Consider the following 16,705-nt stretch of genomic DNA (forward strand, 5'->3'; position numbering starts at 1 on the left):
AAGCAAATTAGTTTTTGCCTGTCTCATTTCTTCTTACCGTGCCAAATCCCGTTCCAGATTTCGCTGAACCAGTTGCCTACCCGGCCTCGCTTTTTATGGTTTACTTCATCAATATCAGCCAGCAGAAATCCGAATGGCGTTAAGGGCGGATACACATCGAATAAAACCTTTAGCATGGCAATAACCGGAATTGCCAGAATCATGCCGGCAGCACCCCATATCTCACCGCCAACAAGTAAGCCTACAATGGCTGCAAAAGGATTGATGCTTACTTTTGCGCCTACCACATACGGTGTAATAAAGTTACCCTCCAGGAACTGCACAAACATAAACACGCCCACTACAAGTAGGGCATCTATCAGATGGCCTGTGGTAGCCAATGTTAACAGAGCCGGCAGGGTAGCACCGATCAGAATGCCAATGTAGGGTATAATGGTAAGTATAGAAGCGAACACGCCAAAGAAAATGGCATACTTCACGCCAAGTAGCATTAATCCGGCAGAATTAAGCAGGGCCACAATAAAGATAACGATCATCAACCCGGAGATATAGCTTTGCCCTACCTGCTGTATGTTTTCTACTGTCTGTACCATACTGCTGCGCCGGTCTTTGGCAACGAACTTAAACAGGAACTGCTCCAGGTGGTCGCGGTAGTACAAAAAACAGAAAACAAAGATGGGTATGATCACCAGCATCGAGATAGCGCCTGTTGTCATAGAAATAGTGCTGCCCAGAAAAGTAGTGGTGATATCCTGCAGGCCTCCTATTGCATTACGTACCAGGTCGGCCCTGTTAGAGGGTTCTATACCAAACTTGTCGTAGAGATAAAGCTGCACTCTGTCAAGCAGGTTTCCGATATTTTCGCCAATGGTATCCAGGTCGGAGGTAAGGCTTATCATTTGCATAGATAAAAACCAGACCACGGCGCCAAGTATAGTTACTATTAAGATAATGCAGATAAGTATGGCCAGCGGCCTTGGGATGCGCAACCGCTCCAGGTCTCTTGCTAAAGGCAGCAGCAGCAGGGCAAACAGTAACGCAAAGGCCAATGGCACCAGCACAGACTTGAAAGATTGCAACAGGCCTACCAACAGTACAATACCAAGCAGGACAAGTATAAATTTAACGTACTTCGGTAATTTTAATTCCATAGAAGGCTAAGCCATTAGGGCACTTATGCACGAGGCATTAAAGTAACTAAATGTTCTGCTTAATTTATAGAAGTTTTTATATATTAATTTGCTAAAAATACTAGCCAAAGTATAAGGCAAATAACTTGATTTTGATGAACCAGTGCCTTAATTTTATGGTTCTATACATGTATAAGGTTGTCAATGACCAGTAATGAGATTTAGTTTTGCTAATCACATTAGCTAAAAATTTTAGTTATTTGCATTTTGTTAGCTGGCAGGAACTATTTGTTGCAGCTAGTCTCTTATATTTTTCTATATTTCCGATTGATTTTATCTAAACAACTATACTTACGCTTACATAATGGTAGAGTTAGAGCATAATTACAACGAAGACAGCATTCGTTCCCTGGAGCCCCGCGAGCACATCAGGCTACGCCCTGGTATGTATATTGGTAAACTGGGCGATGGTTCGGCTGCTGACGACGGTATCTACATTTTAGTGAAAGAGGTGATCGACAACTCCATCGACGAACACGTGATGGGTTTCGGTAAGACCATCGACATTAAGATTTCTGACCACAAAGTACAGGTGCGCGATTATGGCCGTGGTATTCCGCTGGGCAAGGTGATCGACTGCGTAAGCAAGATCAACACTGGTGGTAAGTATGACAGCAAGGCTTTTCAAAAGTCGGTTGGTCTGAACGGTGTGGGTACCAAAGCGGTTAACGCCCTTTCAAGCCACTTCCGCATCCAGTCTGTGCGCGACGGCCAGATGAAGTCAGCTGAGTTTGAGCGTGGCGTACTTACCAACGATATGCCGCTGGAGCCAACCTCGCAGCGAAATGGTACGCTTACGATCTTTTCGCCAGACGATACCATCTTTAAGAACTACCAATTTAACCCGGAGTACCTCGAGAACCAGATCTGGAACTATGTGTACCTGAATGCTGGCTTAACGATCAACTTCAACGGCAAGAAGTTTTACTCTGAGAATGGCCTTCTGGACCTGCTCCGAAACAAAGCCGACGAAGAAGCGATGCGCTACCCGATCATCCACCTGAAAGGAGCGGACATTGAACTGGCTCTAACGCATGGCAATGACTATGGTGAGGAGTACTATTCGTTTGTAAACGGACAGTACACTACGATGGGTGGTACGCACCTGGCTGCTTTCCGTGAAGCCATTGTGAAGACAGTTCGCGAGCACTTCAAGAAAGATTACGATGCCGCTGATATTCGTGGCTCTATAGTTGGTGCCATCTCGCTGCGTGTGCAGGAACCGGTGTTTGAGTCGCAGACTAAAACCAAACTTGGCTCTATGGAGATGGGCCCTGACGGACCAGCTGTACGTGCTTACATAAACGACTTTATTAAGGAGAATCTTGACAATTACCTGCACAAGAACCCTGCTACTGCAGAAGCTTTAAAGAAGCGAATTGAGCAGAGTGAGCGTGAGCGTAAGGATATGGCCGGTGTGAAAAAACTGGCAAACCAGCGTGCCAAGAAAGCCAACCTGCACAACCGTAAACTGCGCGACTGCCGCCTGCACTTTAACGAAGACAAGCACGAAAATTCATTGTTGTCTACGCTTTTCATCACAGAGGGTGACTCGGCAAGTGGATCTATCACAAAGTCCAGAAACGTGGACACTGAGGCTGTTTTTAGTTTAAGAGGTAAGCCCCTTAACTGCTATGGCCTTAAGAAAAAGGTAGTATACGAGAACGAAGAGTTTAACCTGCTGCAGCACGCCCTGAACATTGAAGAAGGTCTGGACGGCTTGCGCTACAACCGCGTGGTGATCGCTACCGATGCCGACGTGGATGGTATGCACATCCGCTTATTGTTGCTGACTTTCTTCCTGCAGTTCTTCCCGGACCTGGTTCGTAACGGCCACGTGTTTATACTTGAAACGCCGCTATTCCGTGTGCGCAATAAGAAAGAAACGATCTACTGCTACAACGAAACCGAGAAGCAGGAAGCCATACAGAAACTGGGTAAGCGCCCTGAGATTACCCGATTCAAGGGTTTGGGAGAGATCTCACCGGATGAGTTCGGTAAGTTTATCGGCGACAACATTAAGCTGAAGCCGGTGATCCTGCAGAAGGATACCACGATACAGAAGATACTGAGCTACTACATGGGCAAGAACACACCGGAGCGTCAGAATTTCATTATCGATAATTTGAAGATTGAGAAAGACATAGTTGAAGAAGTATATGCATAACGACGAGTTGAATAACGAAGAGATAGAAAGAGAAGACGAACTGGAAGTGGCGTTTACCGATGGCGAAGAAGAAGTCATCCATAACGTTACACCTGTTGCCGGCCTTTACGAGAACTGGTTCTTAGACTATGCTTCTTATGTAATTCTGGAGCGTGCGGTACCAGCCATTGAAGACGGTTTAAAACCAGTGCAGCGCCGCATCCTGCACGCCATGAAAGAGATGGACGATGGCCGCTTTAACAAAGTAGCCAACGTTATTGGTCAGACCATGCAGTACCACCCGCATGGCGATGCTTCTATCGGCGATGCAATGGTGAACCTTGGGCAGAAAGACCTTTTAATTGAGACACAGGGTAACTGGGGTGATGTGCGTACCGGTGACAGCGCAGCTGCGCCACGATACATCGAGGCACGTCTTTCTAAGTTCGCGCTGGATGTGGTGTTCAACCCACAGACAACCCAATGGCAGCTGAGCTACGATGGCCGTAAGAACGAGCCGGTAACACTTCCGGTTAAATTCCCTTTGCTGCTGGCGCAGGGTGTTGAAGGTATTGCCGTAGGTTTGTCTACCAAGATAATGCCGCACAACTTCAAAGAACTTATAAAGGGTTCTATTGATGTGCTTAAAGGCCGTAGCACTTTACTTTTGCCAGACTTCCCGAACGGGGGCCAGGTGGATGTTACCAACTATAACAATGGCATGCGTGGCGGTAAAATCCGTGTGCGTGCCACTATTGAGAAGGTAGACAAGACCATGCTCATCATCCGTGATGTGCCTTATGGTGTTACTACAACAGGCCTGATGGAGTCGATCGTGAAAGCGAGCGAGAACAACAAGATCAAGATCAAGAAGGTAATAGACAACACGGCTGCTAATGTAGAAATACAGGTACAACTTCCTCCAGGCGTTTCTCCGGATCTGACAATGGATGCTTTGTATGCCTTTACTGACTGCGAAGTTTCTATTTCTCCGAATACCTGTGTGATTATCGACGATAAGCCGCACTTTATGAGTGTGGATGAGTTGCTGCGCATCTCTACATTTAAAACGGTAGACCTGCTGAAGCGAGAACTTGAGATCCGCAAAGGTGAACTGGAAGACAAGTGGCACTACTCTTCACTTGAGAAAATCTTTATCGAGAACCGTATTTACCGCGACATCGAAGAGTGTGAGACCTGGGAGGCTGTACTAAATGCAATTGATACAGGTTTAGACCCGTTCAAGAAGCTGCTGCGCCGCGAAGTTACCGAAGAGGACATTATTCGCCTGACAGAAATCAAGATTAAGCGTATCTCCAAGTTCGACTCCTTTAAAGCAGACGAGTATATTAACAAGCTGGAAGAGGAGATGGCCGAAGTGGATGATAACCTGGCTAACCTGATCCGTTACGCTATCGCATACTTTGAGGGACTGCTGAAGAAGTATGGCCAGGGCCGTGACCGCAAAACGCAGGTGAAGACCTTCGATGTGATTACTGCTCAGAAAGTGGCTATTGCGAACCAGAAGCTCTACATGAACGCCAAAGACGGCTTTATCGGTACCAGCCTTCGCAAAGATGAATTTGTATGCGACTGCTCTGATATGGACGACATCATCGTGTTCCGTAAGGACGGTAAGTTCACCGTAACCAAGGTGGCTGATAAGACCTTTGTTGGTAAAGACATTATCATGGCTGGCGTTTACAACAAGAACGACGAGCACATGGTGTACAACATGATCTACGTAGATGGTAAGACTGGTGTGTCTTTTGCCAAGCGCTTTGCAGTGAAGTCCATTACCAGAGATAAGGAGTATGACCTGACTAAAGGCAACAAAGGCTCTAAAGTACATTACCTTACTGCTAACCCGAACTCAGAATCGGAGGTGGTAAGTGTAACTTTGTCGCCGCAGTCTACAGCACGCAACAAGCAATTTGATTACGACTTTGCGGAGCTGATGATCAAAGGCAAGGGCTCTAACGGTAATATCGTTACAAAGTACCCGATCAAGAAAGTAGTGCAGAAAAGCCTGGGCGACTCTACATTAGGTGGCCGTGAGATCTACTACGATGAAGTGATCGGAAGACTGAACACCGAAGGCCGTGGCCGCTACCTGGGTTCCTTCAATACAGATGATACCATACTTGTGATTTACGAGGATGGTACTTATGAGCAAACCACGTTTGATCTAAGCAACCACTACACAGTAGAGAAGATCAAGGTACTGCAGAAGTTTGAGCCGGAATTGGTAATCTCGGCGATCTACTACGATGGTGATAACAAGACGTACTATGTGAAGCGCTTTAGAGTAGAAACGAGCACAGTAGCTAAGAAATTCACCTTTATTTCTGAAAGCAAGAACTCAAGGCTGGAGGCTGTTTCTACGCACTCTCAGCCATTGGCAACTATTAAGTTCAAGCTGAGCCTGCGTGGTGAAAAAGCTACAGAGAAGCTGTTGCTGAGCGACTTTATTGACGTGAAAGGCTGGAAGGCAATGGGTAATAAACTCAACTACTTCAAGATCTACGACGTTGAGGTTCCTAAGATGGAAGCCGTGGAGCAGCCGCAGGATGAAAAAGGGAAAGCCAAGAAAGCCGCTCCCCGTAAAGCGCCTGTAACGCTGCCTTCAGAGCTGAAGGAGTTGGCTGAAGAAGCAGCCAAAATCAGCGGTACCCAACTCTCTGATGCTGAAAGCGTAGAAGAGGATACGCACAGTAACAAGGAAATCAAAGCACTTAAAGAGAAAAAGCAGCTGGATTTATTTTAATCCAGCTGTAACTCTTGCAAAAGTCTTTGAAAATCCGTAGTTTGTGATGTGTGGTATTGTATGAAAAGACTTTTTAAAGCATTTCCTGTTATACTTGTTCTCTTTTGCACACCTTTTGCCTGCATGGCAAACGGCGGTGCATCCGGGAATGATAAGCTTTTGCAGCGTGCTGAACAGTTGCTGAGCAGTTATAAAGACAGCGAAGCACTGGTTGTGTATGAGCAGGTGCTGGAGGAAGCCGAGGATAATTATATAGCGCTTTGCAAAGCAAGTTACCTGCACAGCCGCATCAGCGAAAGGTATACCGATGAAACGAAGAAGCTGCAGCATGTTGCTAAAGCGAGAGAGTATGCTAACAGAGCATATGCTATAAACCCAAGAGATGCAGAGTCTAACTACGTTATGGCGTTATCGGTTGGTAGCCAGGGACTACTCTCCGGACCTAAAGAAAGACTATCCAGTATACACGAAGTAAAGTCTTTTGTAGATGCCGCTTTGGCCGCAGATGCAAAACATGCTGGTGCCTGGCACATACTTGGCCGCTGGCATTTTAAAATGGCCAATCTGAATTTTGCAGAAAAAGCAGCATCTAAGTTTTTATTTGGTGGTGTGTGTAGTGTGTCTACCAATAAAGATGCCGCAGACGCAATAGAAAAGGCGATAGTTTATAATCCAAACAATATCAGGTATTACTTTGATCTGGCTCTGATCTATAATGAAATGAAAGATACAGAAGCTTGTATCGCAACACTTACAAAAGCCCTGACGCTACCTTTGGATACGAAGGAAGAGCTGGAGTTAAGCAGGCGCTGTAAGATTATGCTGCAAGAAAAGAAGAATACATAAACGCATTCAGGATATCTTCAGAAAGCCTGCTTCCGGATGGGAGGCAGGCTTTCTGCTTTATACATGCCCTGTTTAACAACATAGTATTATTCTATTTAGGTAATTTGTCTTAATTTAGCACCTTAACAAGCTTTTAAGCTGACTTGTGTATTTATGCCGTTAAAAAGATTGTCGTTATTGTGGGGACTGGTGCTGTTGACATCGGTAAGCGCATGTGATGGTGAGGAGGCTAACCGGGAGGAGCGGATGGTAAACCTGTCAGAAGTAAAAGATGATGAGGATGCCCAGCTAAAGAACCTAAATGCAGCTATTGAGCAGTCCAGGCGGGACGGCAGTTTGTATGCCAGGCGTGCTGTGGTGCTGCTACGGAAAGGTGAGTTGGAAAAAGCGCTTTCTGATGCAAATGAGGCAGTAAACCTGACAAAGAACGAGCCCTCTACACTATTTGTGAAGGCGCAGGTGCTTCGGGCATTAAACAGGCAGGAAGAAGCACTGCCGCTGGCGTTGCAGGCAGAGCGTAACTCATACCAGAGCAGCTCTCTGTATGTATTACTTGGTGAGTTATACTTACAGCGTAAAGAGTACAAACAAGCTAAAGTATACCTTGATAAGGCGCAAAAGCTGTCTCCCACGGATGCTTATGCTTTTTATTACAAAGGCAGGGTTCAGGAGGCAACCGGAGACACAGCAAGAGCGGTTCGTAATTATAAGCTTGCCCTGGAGCAGTTGCCTGACTTTATGCAGCCGCAACGCGAACTGGCTGGTATACTTGTAAACAGAGGAGACTATGATGCTGCCAGGCCTTACTTAAACGCGGCTCAAAAGCTGGATGCAAAAGATGCCAGGCTGTGGTATTACAAAGGGCTGTTATACCAGGCAACGCAGAAACAGGATAGTGCCATGCTTTCTTTTAACAGGGCTGTCGCTTTAAACGACACCCTGTATGGGGCACATTACAGGTTAGGCATGGCAGCTTATTTGCAGGGTCGCACCGATACAGCGCTGGTGCACTTAGAGAAAGTATACCCGAAGTATGAACAAGAAGTTAAGTACCTGAGTACCCTTGCCGGCGCGTACGAGCGCACCGGGCGAAATATAAAGGCTTTACAAACTTACCAGCAGTTGGTGGAGGTGGAGCCGCGCTATACGTACGGTTACCAGGCCATCAGCCGCCTGAAGTATAAATTAACAAGACCAATGCCCGACAGCACAGCAGTGCGCCGGGAAATGTTAGAACAATAGATTTAGAAAATACATGATCAACATCACACTGCCAGATGGCTCGGTGCGCCAGTATAATAAAGGCGTAACCAGCTTCGAGATCGCACAAAGTATAAGCGAAGGCTTAGCCAGAAATGTGCTTGCTGCCAAAGTAAACGGTTTGGTTTGGGACATAACGCGCCCTGTAAACGAAGATGCTACGGTGCAGCTACTCACCTGGAACGATGACGAAGGCAAAAATACTTTCTGGCACTCCTCAGCCCACTTAATGGCGGAAGCGCTGGAAGAGTTGTACCCAGGTGTAAAGTTCGGTATCGGACCTCCGGTAGAGAATGGCTTTTACTACGATGTGGATCTTGGTGAGAAGTCTTTCTCGCAGGACGACTTTGCCAAAGTAGAGCAGAAGATGCTGGAACTGGCCCGCAACAAAAGCGAATTCGTGCGCCGTGAAGTTTCTAAAGCAGAGGCTGTGGATTACTTTACCCAAAAAGGCGATGAGTATAAACTGGACCTGATCAAAGACCTGGAAGACGGTACGATCACGTTTTACACGCAAGGTAATTTTGTGGACCTTTGCCGTGGGCCGCACCTGCCAAACACAGGTACTATAAAGGCTGTAAAGCTGATGAACGTAGCAGGTGCTTACTGGCGCGGCGATGAGAACAGCAAGCAGCTTACCCGTATTTACGGCGTTACATTCCCGAAGCAAAAGGAACTGACGGAGTACCTGGAGCGCCTGGAAGAAGCTAAGAAGCGTGACCACCGCAAACTTGGCAAGGAGCTGGAATTGTTTGCTTTCTCTGAGAAAGTAGGCATGGGCTTGCCGTTGTGGTTACCAAAAGGAACTTTGCTGCGTGAGCGCCTGGAGCAGTTCATGCGCAAGGCACAGGTGCGTGCCGGTTACCAGCCGGTGGTTACCCCGCACATCGGCAGCAAAGAGCTTTATGTTACTTCAGGCCACTACGAAAAGTATGGTGCCGACTCTTTCCAGCCAATCAAAACGCCAAACGAAGGGGAGGAGTTCTTCCTGAAGCCAATGAACTGCCCGCACCACTGCGAGATCTATAAAACACGACCACGGTCTTATAAAGAGCTGCCAGTGCGCCTTGCCGAGTTTGGTACGGTATACCGTTATGAGCAAAGCGGCGAGCTGCACGGCTTAACCCGCGTGCGTGGCTTTACTCAGGACGATGCCCACATCTTCTGCCGCCCTGATCAGGTAAAAGAAGAGTTTATCAAAGTAATCGACCTGGTATTGTACGTGTTCAAGGCATTAGGCTTTGAGGACTATACTGCCCAGATATCGCTGCGCGACCCGGAGAATAAGGCAAAGTACATTGGCAGCGACGAAGCATGGGAGAAAGCCGAAAGCGCTATTATAGAGGCTGCCACAGAGAAAGGGCTGCGTACTGTAACCGAATTGGGTGAGGCTGCGTTCTACGGACCTAAGCTTGACTTTATGGTAAAGGATGCCCTTGGCCGTAAATGGCAGCTTGGAACTATTCAGGTAGATTATAACTTACCAGAAAGGTTCCAACTGGAGTACATTGGTGCCGATAATGCCAAGCACCGCCCGGTAATGATCCACAGAGCACCGTTTGGTTCGCTGGAGCGTTTCGTGGCTGTACTAATCGAGCATTGTGCCGGTAACTTCCCGCTTTGGTTAAGCCCGGAGCAGTTTGCCATACTTCCGATTTCAGAAAAGTATCACGATTTTGCACAGGAAGTATATAACAAGTTGCAGCAGGAAGACATCAGAGGCTTCGTGGATAACCGTGATGAGAAGATCGGACGTAAGATACGCGATGCGGAAGTTCGCAAAGTGCCTTACATGCTGATCGTAGGAGAGAAAGAGCAGGAGAACAAATCAGTGTCGGTACGCAAGCACGGCGAAGGAGATTTAGGCTCGCTTACAGTAGATGAATACGTTGAAATGTTTAAGCTTAAAATTGCCGAAACACTTAACAATTAAGAAAATATTTTCTTTTTGATATAAAAATTGCGATATTCGCAGCCTAATTGTAGAAATTAACTTTAAAGGAGGTACAACCATAGCAACGCCAAACAAGCGCTACATCCCACGCGGAAAGGTGGAAGAGCCATACAAAGTCAATGATAAAATAACTGCCCGAGAAGTAAGGTTGGTTGGTGACAATGTAGAGCAGGGAATTTTCCAGACCAGAGATGCTCAAAGAATTGCAAATGAGCAGAATCTTGACCTGGTTGAGATTTCACCGACAGCTAATCCGCCAGTTTGCCGTATTATCGACTACTCGAAATTTAAGTACGAGCAGAAGAAGAAAACGCGCGAAATGAAGGCGAAAGCGCAGAAAGTAGTGATCAAAGAAATTCGTTTCGGCCCTAACACGGATGATCACGACTTCGAGTTTAAGCTAAAGCACGCCAAAGGATTCCTGGAAAGCGGATTTAAGATCAAGTCTTATGTGCACTTTGTAGGTAGAACTATCGTGTTCAAGGAAAGAGGCGAGATTTTACTGCTTAAATTTGCACAGGCGTTGGAGGATGTAGCTAAAGTGGAGCAGCTACCTAAACTGGAAGGAAAGAGAATGTTTTTGATCCTTTCACCTAAAGTGGTGGCTCCGGCTAAAAAATAATTTTATCAATCAATTTTATAAACATGCCAAAAGTAAAAACTAAATCTGGTGCAAAGAAGCGTTTTTCTTTGACAGGTACTGGCAAGATCAAGCGTAAGCACGCTTACAAAAGCCACATCCTGACTAAGAAAACGACGAAGCAGAAGCGTAACCTTACTCACACAGGCCTTGTTAGCTCAGCTGATATGGACAGAGTAAAAGCAATGCTTAACATTTAATTATTTTAGGTTAACTATTAGTACGAACCCGGTGCCTGGTCTTTTTTGAAGATTAATCTTAATCACCAGTCGCCAAAACTTTTAACAAAATGCCAAGATCGGTCAATGTCGTAGCAGCACGACACAGAAGAAAAAAAATGATGAAGATGGCCAAAGGTTACTTTGGTCGTCGCAAGAACGTTTGGACAGTAGCGAAAAACGCTATTGAAAAAGGTTTAGTTTACGCTTACCGCGATAGAAAAGCAAAGAAGAGAGACTTCAGAGCTTTATGGATTCAGCGTATCAACGCTGGTGCGCGTGAGCACGGCATGTCTTACTCTCAGTTGATGGGCGCTCTTAAGAAAGCCAACATCGACCTTAACCGTAAAGTACTTGCTGACCTTGCCATGAACCACCCTGACGCGTTCAAGAGCATTGTTGATAAAGTAAAGTAATTTACTAGCAATATATACCAGGAGGGGCTTAGCATTTGCTAAGCCCTTTTTGTTTTTTCTTGTTTATAAACAGGTATTAGTATAACCCGCAGCGCCTTTATTACATACACTTAACTTAACCAGAACTTATACTATGAAAACAAAAAGAATATTACTAAACAGCAGGCCGCAGGGGATGCCTGATGAATCGAATTTTGAATTTGATGAGCAGGAAATATCCGGACTGGAAGAAGGGCAACTTTTGCTCAAGTCCCTTTACATTTCTGTAGACCCCTACATGCGTGGCCGCATGAACGATACCAGGTCTTATGTACCGCCTTATAAAGTAAACGAGCCAATTACCGGAGGCATAGTGGCCGAGGTGGTGGAGTGCCGCAACAAGAAGTATAAAAAAGGAGATGTGGTAATGGGTAACCTGCCCTGGCAAACCTTTATACTTTCTGATGGGAATGGGCTGACAAGTATAGACCCCGACCTGGCACCGCTTAGCTATCATTTGGGTATTTTGGGAATGCCCGGCTTAACTGCGTACTGTGGACTGTTGTTTATCGGCGAACCCAAAGAAGGCGAGACAGTGGTAGTATCAGGTGCTGCAGGGGCAGTAGGCACAGTAGTAGGACAAATTGCAAAACAAAAAGGCTGCCGTGTTGTTGGTATTGCCGGAACCGATGAAAAAGTAGCTTATCTGAAAAATGAACTGGGCTTTGACGAAGGCATTAACTATAAAACAACTTCTAACATAAAAGAAGCCCTGGAAAAAGCATGTCCTGATGGAGTGGATGTATACTTTGACAATGTAGGAGGCAGTTTTTCGGATGCGGTTTATACTTTGCTTAATAAGTATGCACGCATTGTGGTGTGTGGGCAGATAGCGCTTTATAACAGCACCAGCCGCCCAACGGGGCCAAGAGTAGAACCTATACTTCTGACAAAAAGCTGCCTGATGAAAGGGTTTATCGTAAGCGACTATGCTGATCGCTTTGGAGAGGCCGCAAAAGAGTTGGTATCTTGGGTTAAAACTGGCAAGCTGCAGTATGAAGAAAGTATAACCGATGGCTTTGATAATCTTCCGGAAGCTTTTCTAGGTTTGTTTAAAGGAGAAAACACTGGCAAGCAACTGGTCAAAGTAGCTGACAGATCAATACAAGTATAAATTTTTAACTATGAACAATTTCACATTTTATAACCCCGTTAAAATAATATTCGGTAAAGGGCAGATCGAAGCCATTACCAAAGAGATACCCGCAGATGCACGCGTTTTAATAACCTATGGGGGAGGCAGCATTAAGCAGAATGGCGTTTACGACCAGGTAATGCAGGCGCTTAAAGACCATGCAGTGGTTGAGTTTGGCGGCATAGAACCCAATCCGCATTACGAGACCTTAATGAAGGCTGTAAGTATGGCTAAGCAGGAAAGTATAGATTTTGTGTTGGCTGTAGGAGGTGGCTCTGTGATAGACGGCACCAAGTTTATTGTGGCTGCTATGGAGTATGAAGGCAACGACCCTTGGGATATACTAGCCAAAAAAATACCGGTTACCAAAGCAGTGCCATTTGGTACGGTACTTACGCTGCCTGCCACAGGCTCTGAAATGAATTCAGGATCTGTAATTACCAGGGCAGACACAAAAGAGAAATTTGCTTTTGGCAGTCCGTTCACCTTTCCAAAATTCTCGGTTCTGGACCCGGAGACAACCTATACTCTGCCGCTCCGCCAGATAAGCAACGGTATTGTAGATGCCTTTACCCACGTGCTGGAGCAATACCTTACCTACCCGGTTAACGCCCCGCTACAGGATAGAATGGCAGAGGCTATACTTCTAACATTGAAAGAGGAGGGACCTAAGGCGATACAGAACCCCAAAGACTACGATACCATGGCCAACTTTATGTGGTGCGCTACCATGGCCCTGAACGGGGTTATACGTGTAGGAGTGCCTACCGATTGGGCCACACATTATATTGGCCACGAGCTTACTGCCCTGCATGGCATCGACCACGCACGCACGCTGGCCATTGTGCTGCCATCGCTGCTGCGCTACAAGCAGGAAAGCAAAAAAGAGAAGCTACTACAGTATGGCGCACGTGTCTGGGATATAAATTCCGGTACCGACGATGAACGCATAGAGGCTACCATACAGGCCACCATCGCTTTCTTTGAGTCACTTGACATTAAAACCAGGCTGAAGGATTATGAAGTAGGTCAGGAAACCATCCAGGAGATTGTAAAACGCTTTAAGGCGCGCGATGTAAAAGACCTTGGCGAACGGGCCGACATACAGATCAGGGATGTGGAGGAGATCCTGAAACTGAGTCTGTAGTATAAATTATAAAAAGGGCCGCTGCAATCAGCGGCCCTTTTTATAATTATAAACACTTTAAAGGCTCTTCCCGTTAAGCACTCCGTTAAAAATAATGTTGATCAGGCCATCGAAAACTGCGTCTGGGGTATACGGTATTTCATTGGTTAGCTGATGAGGTATCTGTCGCATGAAATCAGGGTTCACGATAGTATCCAGGGCACTGGCATAAAGCATAACAGCAAGCGAACGGTTTACATCATCACGTACGTAGCCCAGTTGCACGCCCTCTTTTAGCAAGGTGTTAAATCTCAGGTAAGCAGCATCTGTTTTATAATCCTGTACTAGTTTCCAGCTACTAGGTGAGTTTTGCTTGATGTCTTCAATAAACTGAGGATTAAGGCCATGCAGCCTGGTGGCAACATACTTAAATATCCGACTGGCCTTATCTGGAAATGCGATAGAATCATCGTTGATGAGCTCTTCTACTTTGGATTGCATTTCTTGCTGGTAAGATTTTATGACTTCCTGGACCAGCTCTTCTTTACCGGAGAAATACTGGTAGAGTGTCTTTTTGCTCATTCCCATTTCTCTGGCAATATCAGCCATTAGCACACTAACATAACCCCTTTCAAAAAATAGCTTTCTGGCTTTTACTACAATCTGCTCTTTTGTTTTCATAAGCGATTACCCATGGAGCCTGCGGATAAAAAAAATATCGGAGCCGCTTTAGTTAACCAACAAACCCTGACTCCGGAACGCAGGCAAATAGTATGTTTTGCTTTAATATAGGAATTCATTTTATATATCAACAGAACCATTTACCTGTGTAAAGCCTTTAGAGTTGAGTTATAGCCATATAAGTTTAAGTTTTTTTTCAGCCATACTTTATAATTGAATCTTTGTTGCTTTTTCTCAGTTAAGTCAGCAACCTATTAATAAATGTAGCAACAGTGTAAATAGCACATTACTAATCCCAAACTAATTAAGCCAGAAGCAGCATGTTAGTTTGCTCTTTAAGCCAGCAGTATGATGTTCTAAGGAATTCACTATTTAGGTTTGCTTAAGACAGGGAAATAATAAAAATGATAATTTGATATGCTTCTATATAGATATATCCTAATATATAATGTTGATAAATATTTGTAAAATTTATAGTAAAAAAATTTGGCAAATTGTAATCTGTAATTTAAATTGCATTAATCAGCATTTTAAAAAGGATTTATCCAAGAGATTAGAGGCGATAAATACACCTTAAATTAACGCTGGCATATTTCTTGGTAGATTAAACTTAAATTAACTTTTAGCCAATGATCGACATCTTAAACTTTGTAGCGCTTTCAGGAATTTTCAATGTTTTGTTTTTCTGGTATGCCTCCACGAAAATGCGTTCTAAGCCTGATCCGATAAAAACGCTTATTGTCTCTTTTGTATTTTCTATTCCTTTGAGTTTCCTGCTGATCGGAGTTTATACGACGATGCTGGTTTATGCGGCCAAGACAGGTTCTAGTGAAGATGCCATGTGGGATTACATGGAACAGGAAGAACTTCAATAGTAAAATCTAATTTTGGATACAGATAAAGCCACCTACAAGGTGGCTTTCTGCATTTAGGAAAGTATGTTTACATCGCTGCGCTTAATAAGTGGAGTGGCTGCATAACGATTATCGCGCGGACCGTTTTCGAGTTTAAGCACACCTCTGGGGCAAACATGCGCACAGATGCCACAACCCACGCAGGAAGAACGGATAATCGGCTCGCCCTGCTGCGCATAGTGCCTTACATCAATCCCCATTTCGCAATAAGTGGAGCAGTTGCCGCAGGAGATGCACTGGCCGCCGTTGGTCGTGATCCTGAACCTGGAAAAATGCTTCTGCAATAACCCTAAATAAGCTGCCATTGGGCAACCGAACCTGCACCACACCCTGTTACCCATGATCGGGTAAAAGCCAACACCAACCACTCCGGAAAAGATAGCCCCTATAAAAAAGCCGTAGGTACTGGAGAACCCATGCGAAAGGTTGCCTAGAAGCCTGCCCTCGCTCCATGAGTTTATCCAAAGTATAAGAGTAGTTATAATAATAAAGCCAAATACCGGATAAATGATCGCCACTTCCCATTGCCAGGCTTTCTTGCTTTTATCGGAGAGGTGGCGGTAGGGATCGCCGGCAGTTTCGGCCAGGCCTCCGCAGCCACACACCCACGAGCAGTACCAGCGTTTGCCCCAGAAGTATGTAAGCACAGGTGTGGCGGCAAATGAAAGTATAGCCCCCCAGAAAACCATGAACACGCCTAGCGCAGCGCCATTATCAACCAGATATCCTACAGTGCCTGGGAAAAGGTAATCATACTTTAGCGGCCAGAAATAGCTGAAATAAAACTCCGGTTGATTGAACAACATAAGTAGCCCCGGCAGCAGAAACGCAAAACCCAGCTGGAAAAAGATTACCGATATGGTTCTGATGATGTGGTAGCGGCTGTTACGGTACTTGAGCAAGGCATGCACGCCCATGATCATAACTGCCAACGTATAGAATGTGCCGTACAAAAACCAATGATCGGCTGGGCGGTTGCGAAGCCACTGGCTAATTGGTTCTACGGCCATTGTTAATCCACGTAACGTATCCGGGTACCAGTACAGCAGCACATAAAAGCCTGTAAGCACCACGCCAACAACCCAGGCACTTGCACCGCGAGCCGTCATGTTGTTTTGCCAGGCGCCATTATTCTGCTCCGCTACAGATTTTTGACTGCGCGCCTCCCAAATGTATAAAATACCACCTATGGATAAAGAGACAATACCACCAAGCCCTGTTAGGACAGGAGATACCGCCTCTGCACCAAATGCAGCTACCAGCATGCCAAGTAAACCTATTGCCACCAGCAGCAAGCCAATAAGCTTAAAAAAGCCACCACGTGTATTTGATGAAAAGGGTAAACTATAGGCAGAAGTTGAATTACTCATGTT

At 45.5% G+C, this 16,705-nt stretch carries 14 protein-coding genes; 11 read left to right on the forward strand and 3 right to left on the reverse strand.

Annotated elements, in window-relative coordinates; genetic code table 11:
• Window positions 1-23: 23 nt before the first annotated feature.
• Window positions 24-1,151, reverse strand: coding sequence for an AI-2E family transporter (locus K0O23_RS15540; RefSeq protein WP_219878362.1), 1,128 nt, complete (start codon window positions 1,149-1,151; stop codon window positions 24-26).
• A 343-nt stretch (window positions 1,152-1,494) separates the two neighbouring features.
• On the opposite strand from K0O23_RS15540, the gene K0O23_RS15545 reads away from it, so the two are divergent.
• The 10 genes from K0O23_RS15545 (at window position 1,495) to K0O23_RS15590 (ending at window position 13,758) form a co-directional block, all read left to right on the forward strand.
• Window positions 1,495-3,357, forward strand: a complete 1,863-nt coding sequence (locus K0O23_RS15545) for a DNA topoisomerase IV subunit B (RefSeq protein ID WP_219878363.1) — start codon at window positions 1,495-1,497, stop codon at window positions 3,355-3,357.
• The gene (locus tag K0O23_RS15550; RefSeq protein ID WP_219878364.1) at window positions 3,350-6,103 is read left to right on the forward strand and encodes a DNA gyrase/topoisomerase IV subunit A; all 2,754 of its coding nucleotides are present in this window, start codon (window positions 3,350-3,352) and stop codon (window positions 6,101-6,103) included. Before K0O23_RS15545 ends, K0O23_RS15550 begins: the two co-directional genes overlap by 8 nt.
• A gap of 60 nt (window positions 6,104-6,163) precedes the next feature.
• Window positions 6,164-6,949, forward strand: coding sequence for a tetratricopeptide repeat protein (locus K0O23_RS15555; RefSeq protein WP_219878365.1), 786 nt, complete (start codon window positions 6,164-6,166; stop codon window positions 6,947-6,949).
• Window positions 6,950-7,102: 153 nt separating this feature from the next.
• Window positions 7,103-8,191, forward strand: a complete 1,089-nt coding sequence (locus K0O23_RS15560; RefSeq protein ID WP_219878366.1) for a tetratricopeptide repeat protein — start codon at window positions 7,103-7,105, stop codon at window positions 8,189-8,191.
• A gap of 13 nt (window positions 8,192-8,204) precedes the next feature.
• A complete protein-coding gene (gene thrS, locus K0O23_RS15565) occupies window positions 8,205-10,142 on the forward strand; it encodes a threonine--tRNA ligase (RefSeq protein ID WP_219878367.1) in 1,938 nt (645 codons plus the stop codon).
• A 118-nt stretch (window positions 10,143-10,260) separates the two neighbouring features.
• Window positions 10,261-10,785, forward strand: coding sequence for a translation initiation factor IF-3 (infC, locus tag K0O23_RS15570; RefSeq protein ID WP_317195702.1), 525 nt, complete (start codon window positions 10,261-10,263; stop codon window positions 10,783-10,785).
• A 23-nt stretch (window positions 10,786-10,808) separates the two neighbouring features.
• On the forward strand, window positions 10,809-11,003 hold the full coding sequence (gene rpmI, locus K0O23_RS15575) for a 50S ribosomal protein L35 (protein WP_219878368.1): 195 nt from the start codon (window positions 10,809-10,811) through the stop codon (window positions 11,001-11,003).
• An 89-nt stretch (window positions 11,004-11,092) separates the two neighbouring features.
• Complete coding sequence (gene rplT, locus K0O23_RS15580) at window positions 11,093-11,437, forward strand: 50S ribosomal protein L20 (RefSeq protein WP_219878369.1); 345 nt, start codon at window positions 11,093-11,095, stop codon at window positions 11,435-11,437.
• 133 nt (window positions 11,438-11,570) lie between these two features.
• Window positions 11,571-12,590: an NADP-dependent oxidoreductase gene (locus K0O23_RS15585; protein ID WP_219878370.1), complete on the forward strand. Its 1,020-nt coding sequence runs from the start codon at window positions 11,571-11,573 to the stop codon at window positions 12,588-12,590.
• Window positions 12,591-12,600: 10 nt separating this feature from the next.
• Window positions 12,601-13,758 carry an iron-containing alcohol dehydrogenase gene (locus tag K0O23_RS15590; protein WP_219878371.1) on the forward strand — a complete coding sequence of 386 codons (1,158 nt, stop codon included), beginning with the start codon at window positions 12,601-12,603 and terminating at the stop codon, window positions 13,756-13,758.
• A 57-nt stretch (window positions 13,759-13,815) separates the two neighbouring features.
• On the opposite strand, the gene K0O23_RS15595 is transcribed toward K0O23_RS15590, so the two are convergent.
• Window positions 13,816-14,418, reverse strand: coding sequence for a TetR/AcrR family transcriptional regulator (locus K0O23_RS15595; protein ID WP_219878372.1), 603 nt, complete (start codon window positions 14,416-14,418; stop codon window positions 13,816-13,818).
• A 629-nt stretch (window positions 14,419-15,047) separates the two neighbouring features.
• Here K0O23_RS15595 and K0O23_RS15600 point away from each other — a divergent pair.
• Window positions 15,048-15,293 carry a hypothetical protein gene (locus K0O23_RS15600; RefSeq protein WP_219878373.1) on the forward strand — a complete coding sequence of 82 codons (246 nt, stop codon included), beginning with the start codon at window positions 15,048-15,050 and terminating at the stop codon, window positions 15,291-15,293.
• Between the two features lie 53 nt (window positions 15,294-15,346).
• On the opposite strand, the gene K0O23_RS15605 is transcribed toward K0O23_RS15600, so the two are convergent.
• The gene (locus K0O23_RS15605; RefSeq protein WP_219878374.1) at window positions 15,347-16,702 is read right to left on the reverse strand and encodes a 4Fe-4S binding protein; all 1,356 of its coding nucleotides are present in this window, start codon (window positions 16,700-16,702) and stop codon (window positions 15,347-15,349) included.
• Window positions 16,703-16,705 lie beyond the last annotated feature (3 nt).

Origin of the sequence: Pontibacter aydingkolensis (assembly GCF_019443125.1) — a bacterium.
In the GTDB taxonomy this organism is placed as follows: Bacteria; Bacteroidota; Bacteroidia; order Cytophagales; family Hymenobacteraceae; genus Pontibacter; species Pontibacter aydingkolensis.

What these genes read in the sequence shown, in the direction of transcription:
- K0O23_RS15540 (WP_219878362.1), bottom strand. Translation starts at nt 1,151, where the DNA reads ATGGAATTAAAATTACCGAAGTACGTTAAATTTATACTTGTCCTGCTT.
- K0O23_RS15545 (WP_219878363.1), top strand. Translation starts at nt 1,495, where the DNA reads ATGGTAGAGTTAGAGCATAATTACAACGAAGACAGCATTCGTTCCCTG.
- K0O23_RS15550 (WP_219878364.1), top strand. Translation starts at nt 3,350, where the DNA reads ATGCATAACGACGAGTTGAATAACGAAGAGATAGAAAGAGAAGACGAA.
- K0O23_RS15555 (WP_219878365.1), top strand. Translation starts at nt 6,164, where the DNA reads ATGAAAAGACTTTTTAAAGCATTTCCTGTTATACTTGTTCTCTTTTGC.
- K0O23_RS15560 (WP_219878366.1), top strand. Translation starts at nt 7,103, where the DNA reads ATGCCGTTAAAAAGATTGTCGTTATTGTGGGGACTGGTGCTGTTGACA.
- thrS (WP_219878367.1), top strand. Translation starts at nt 8,205, where the DNA reads ATGATCAACATCACACTGCCAGATGGCTCGGTGCGCCAGTATAATAAA.
- rpmI (WP_219878368.1), top strand. Translation starts at nt 10,809, where the DNA reads ATGCCAAAAGTAAAAACTAAATCTGGTGCAAAGAAGCGTTTTTCTTTG.
- rplT (WP_219878369.1), top strand. Translation starts at nt 11,093, where the DNA reads ATGCCAAGATCGGTCAATGTCGTAGCAGCACGACACAGAAGAAAAAAA.
- K0O23_RS15585 (WP_219878370.1), top strand. Translation starts at nt 11,571, where the DNA reads ATGAAAACAAAAAGAATATTACTAAACAGCAGGCCGCAGGGGATGCCT.
- K0O23_RS15590 (WP_219878371.1), top strand. Translation starts at nt 12,601, where the DNA reads ATGAACAATTTCACATTTTATAACCCCGTTAAAATAATATTCGGTAAA.
- K0O23_RS15595 (WP_219878372.1), bottom strand. Translation starts at nt 14,418, where the DNA reads ATGAAAACAAAAGAGCAGATTGTAGTAAAAGCCAGAAAGCTATTTTTT.
- K0O23_RS15600 (WP_219878373.1), top strand. Translation starts at nt 15,048, where the DNA reads ATGATCGACATCTTAAACTTTGTAGCGCTTTCAGGAATTTTCAATGTT.
- K0O23_RS15605 (WP_219878374.1), bottom strand. Translation starts at nt 16,702, where the DNA reads ATGAGTAATTCAACTTCTGCCTATAGTTTACCCTTTTCATCAAATACA.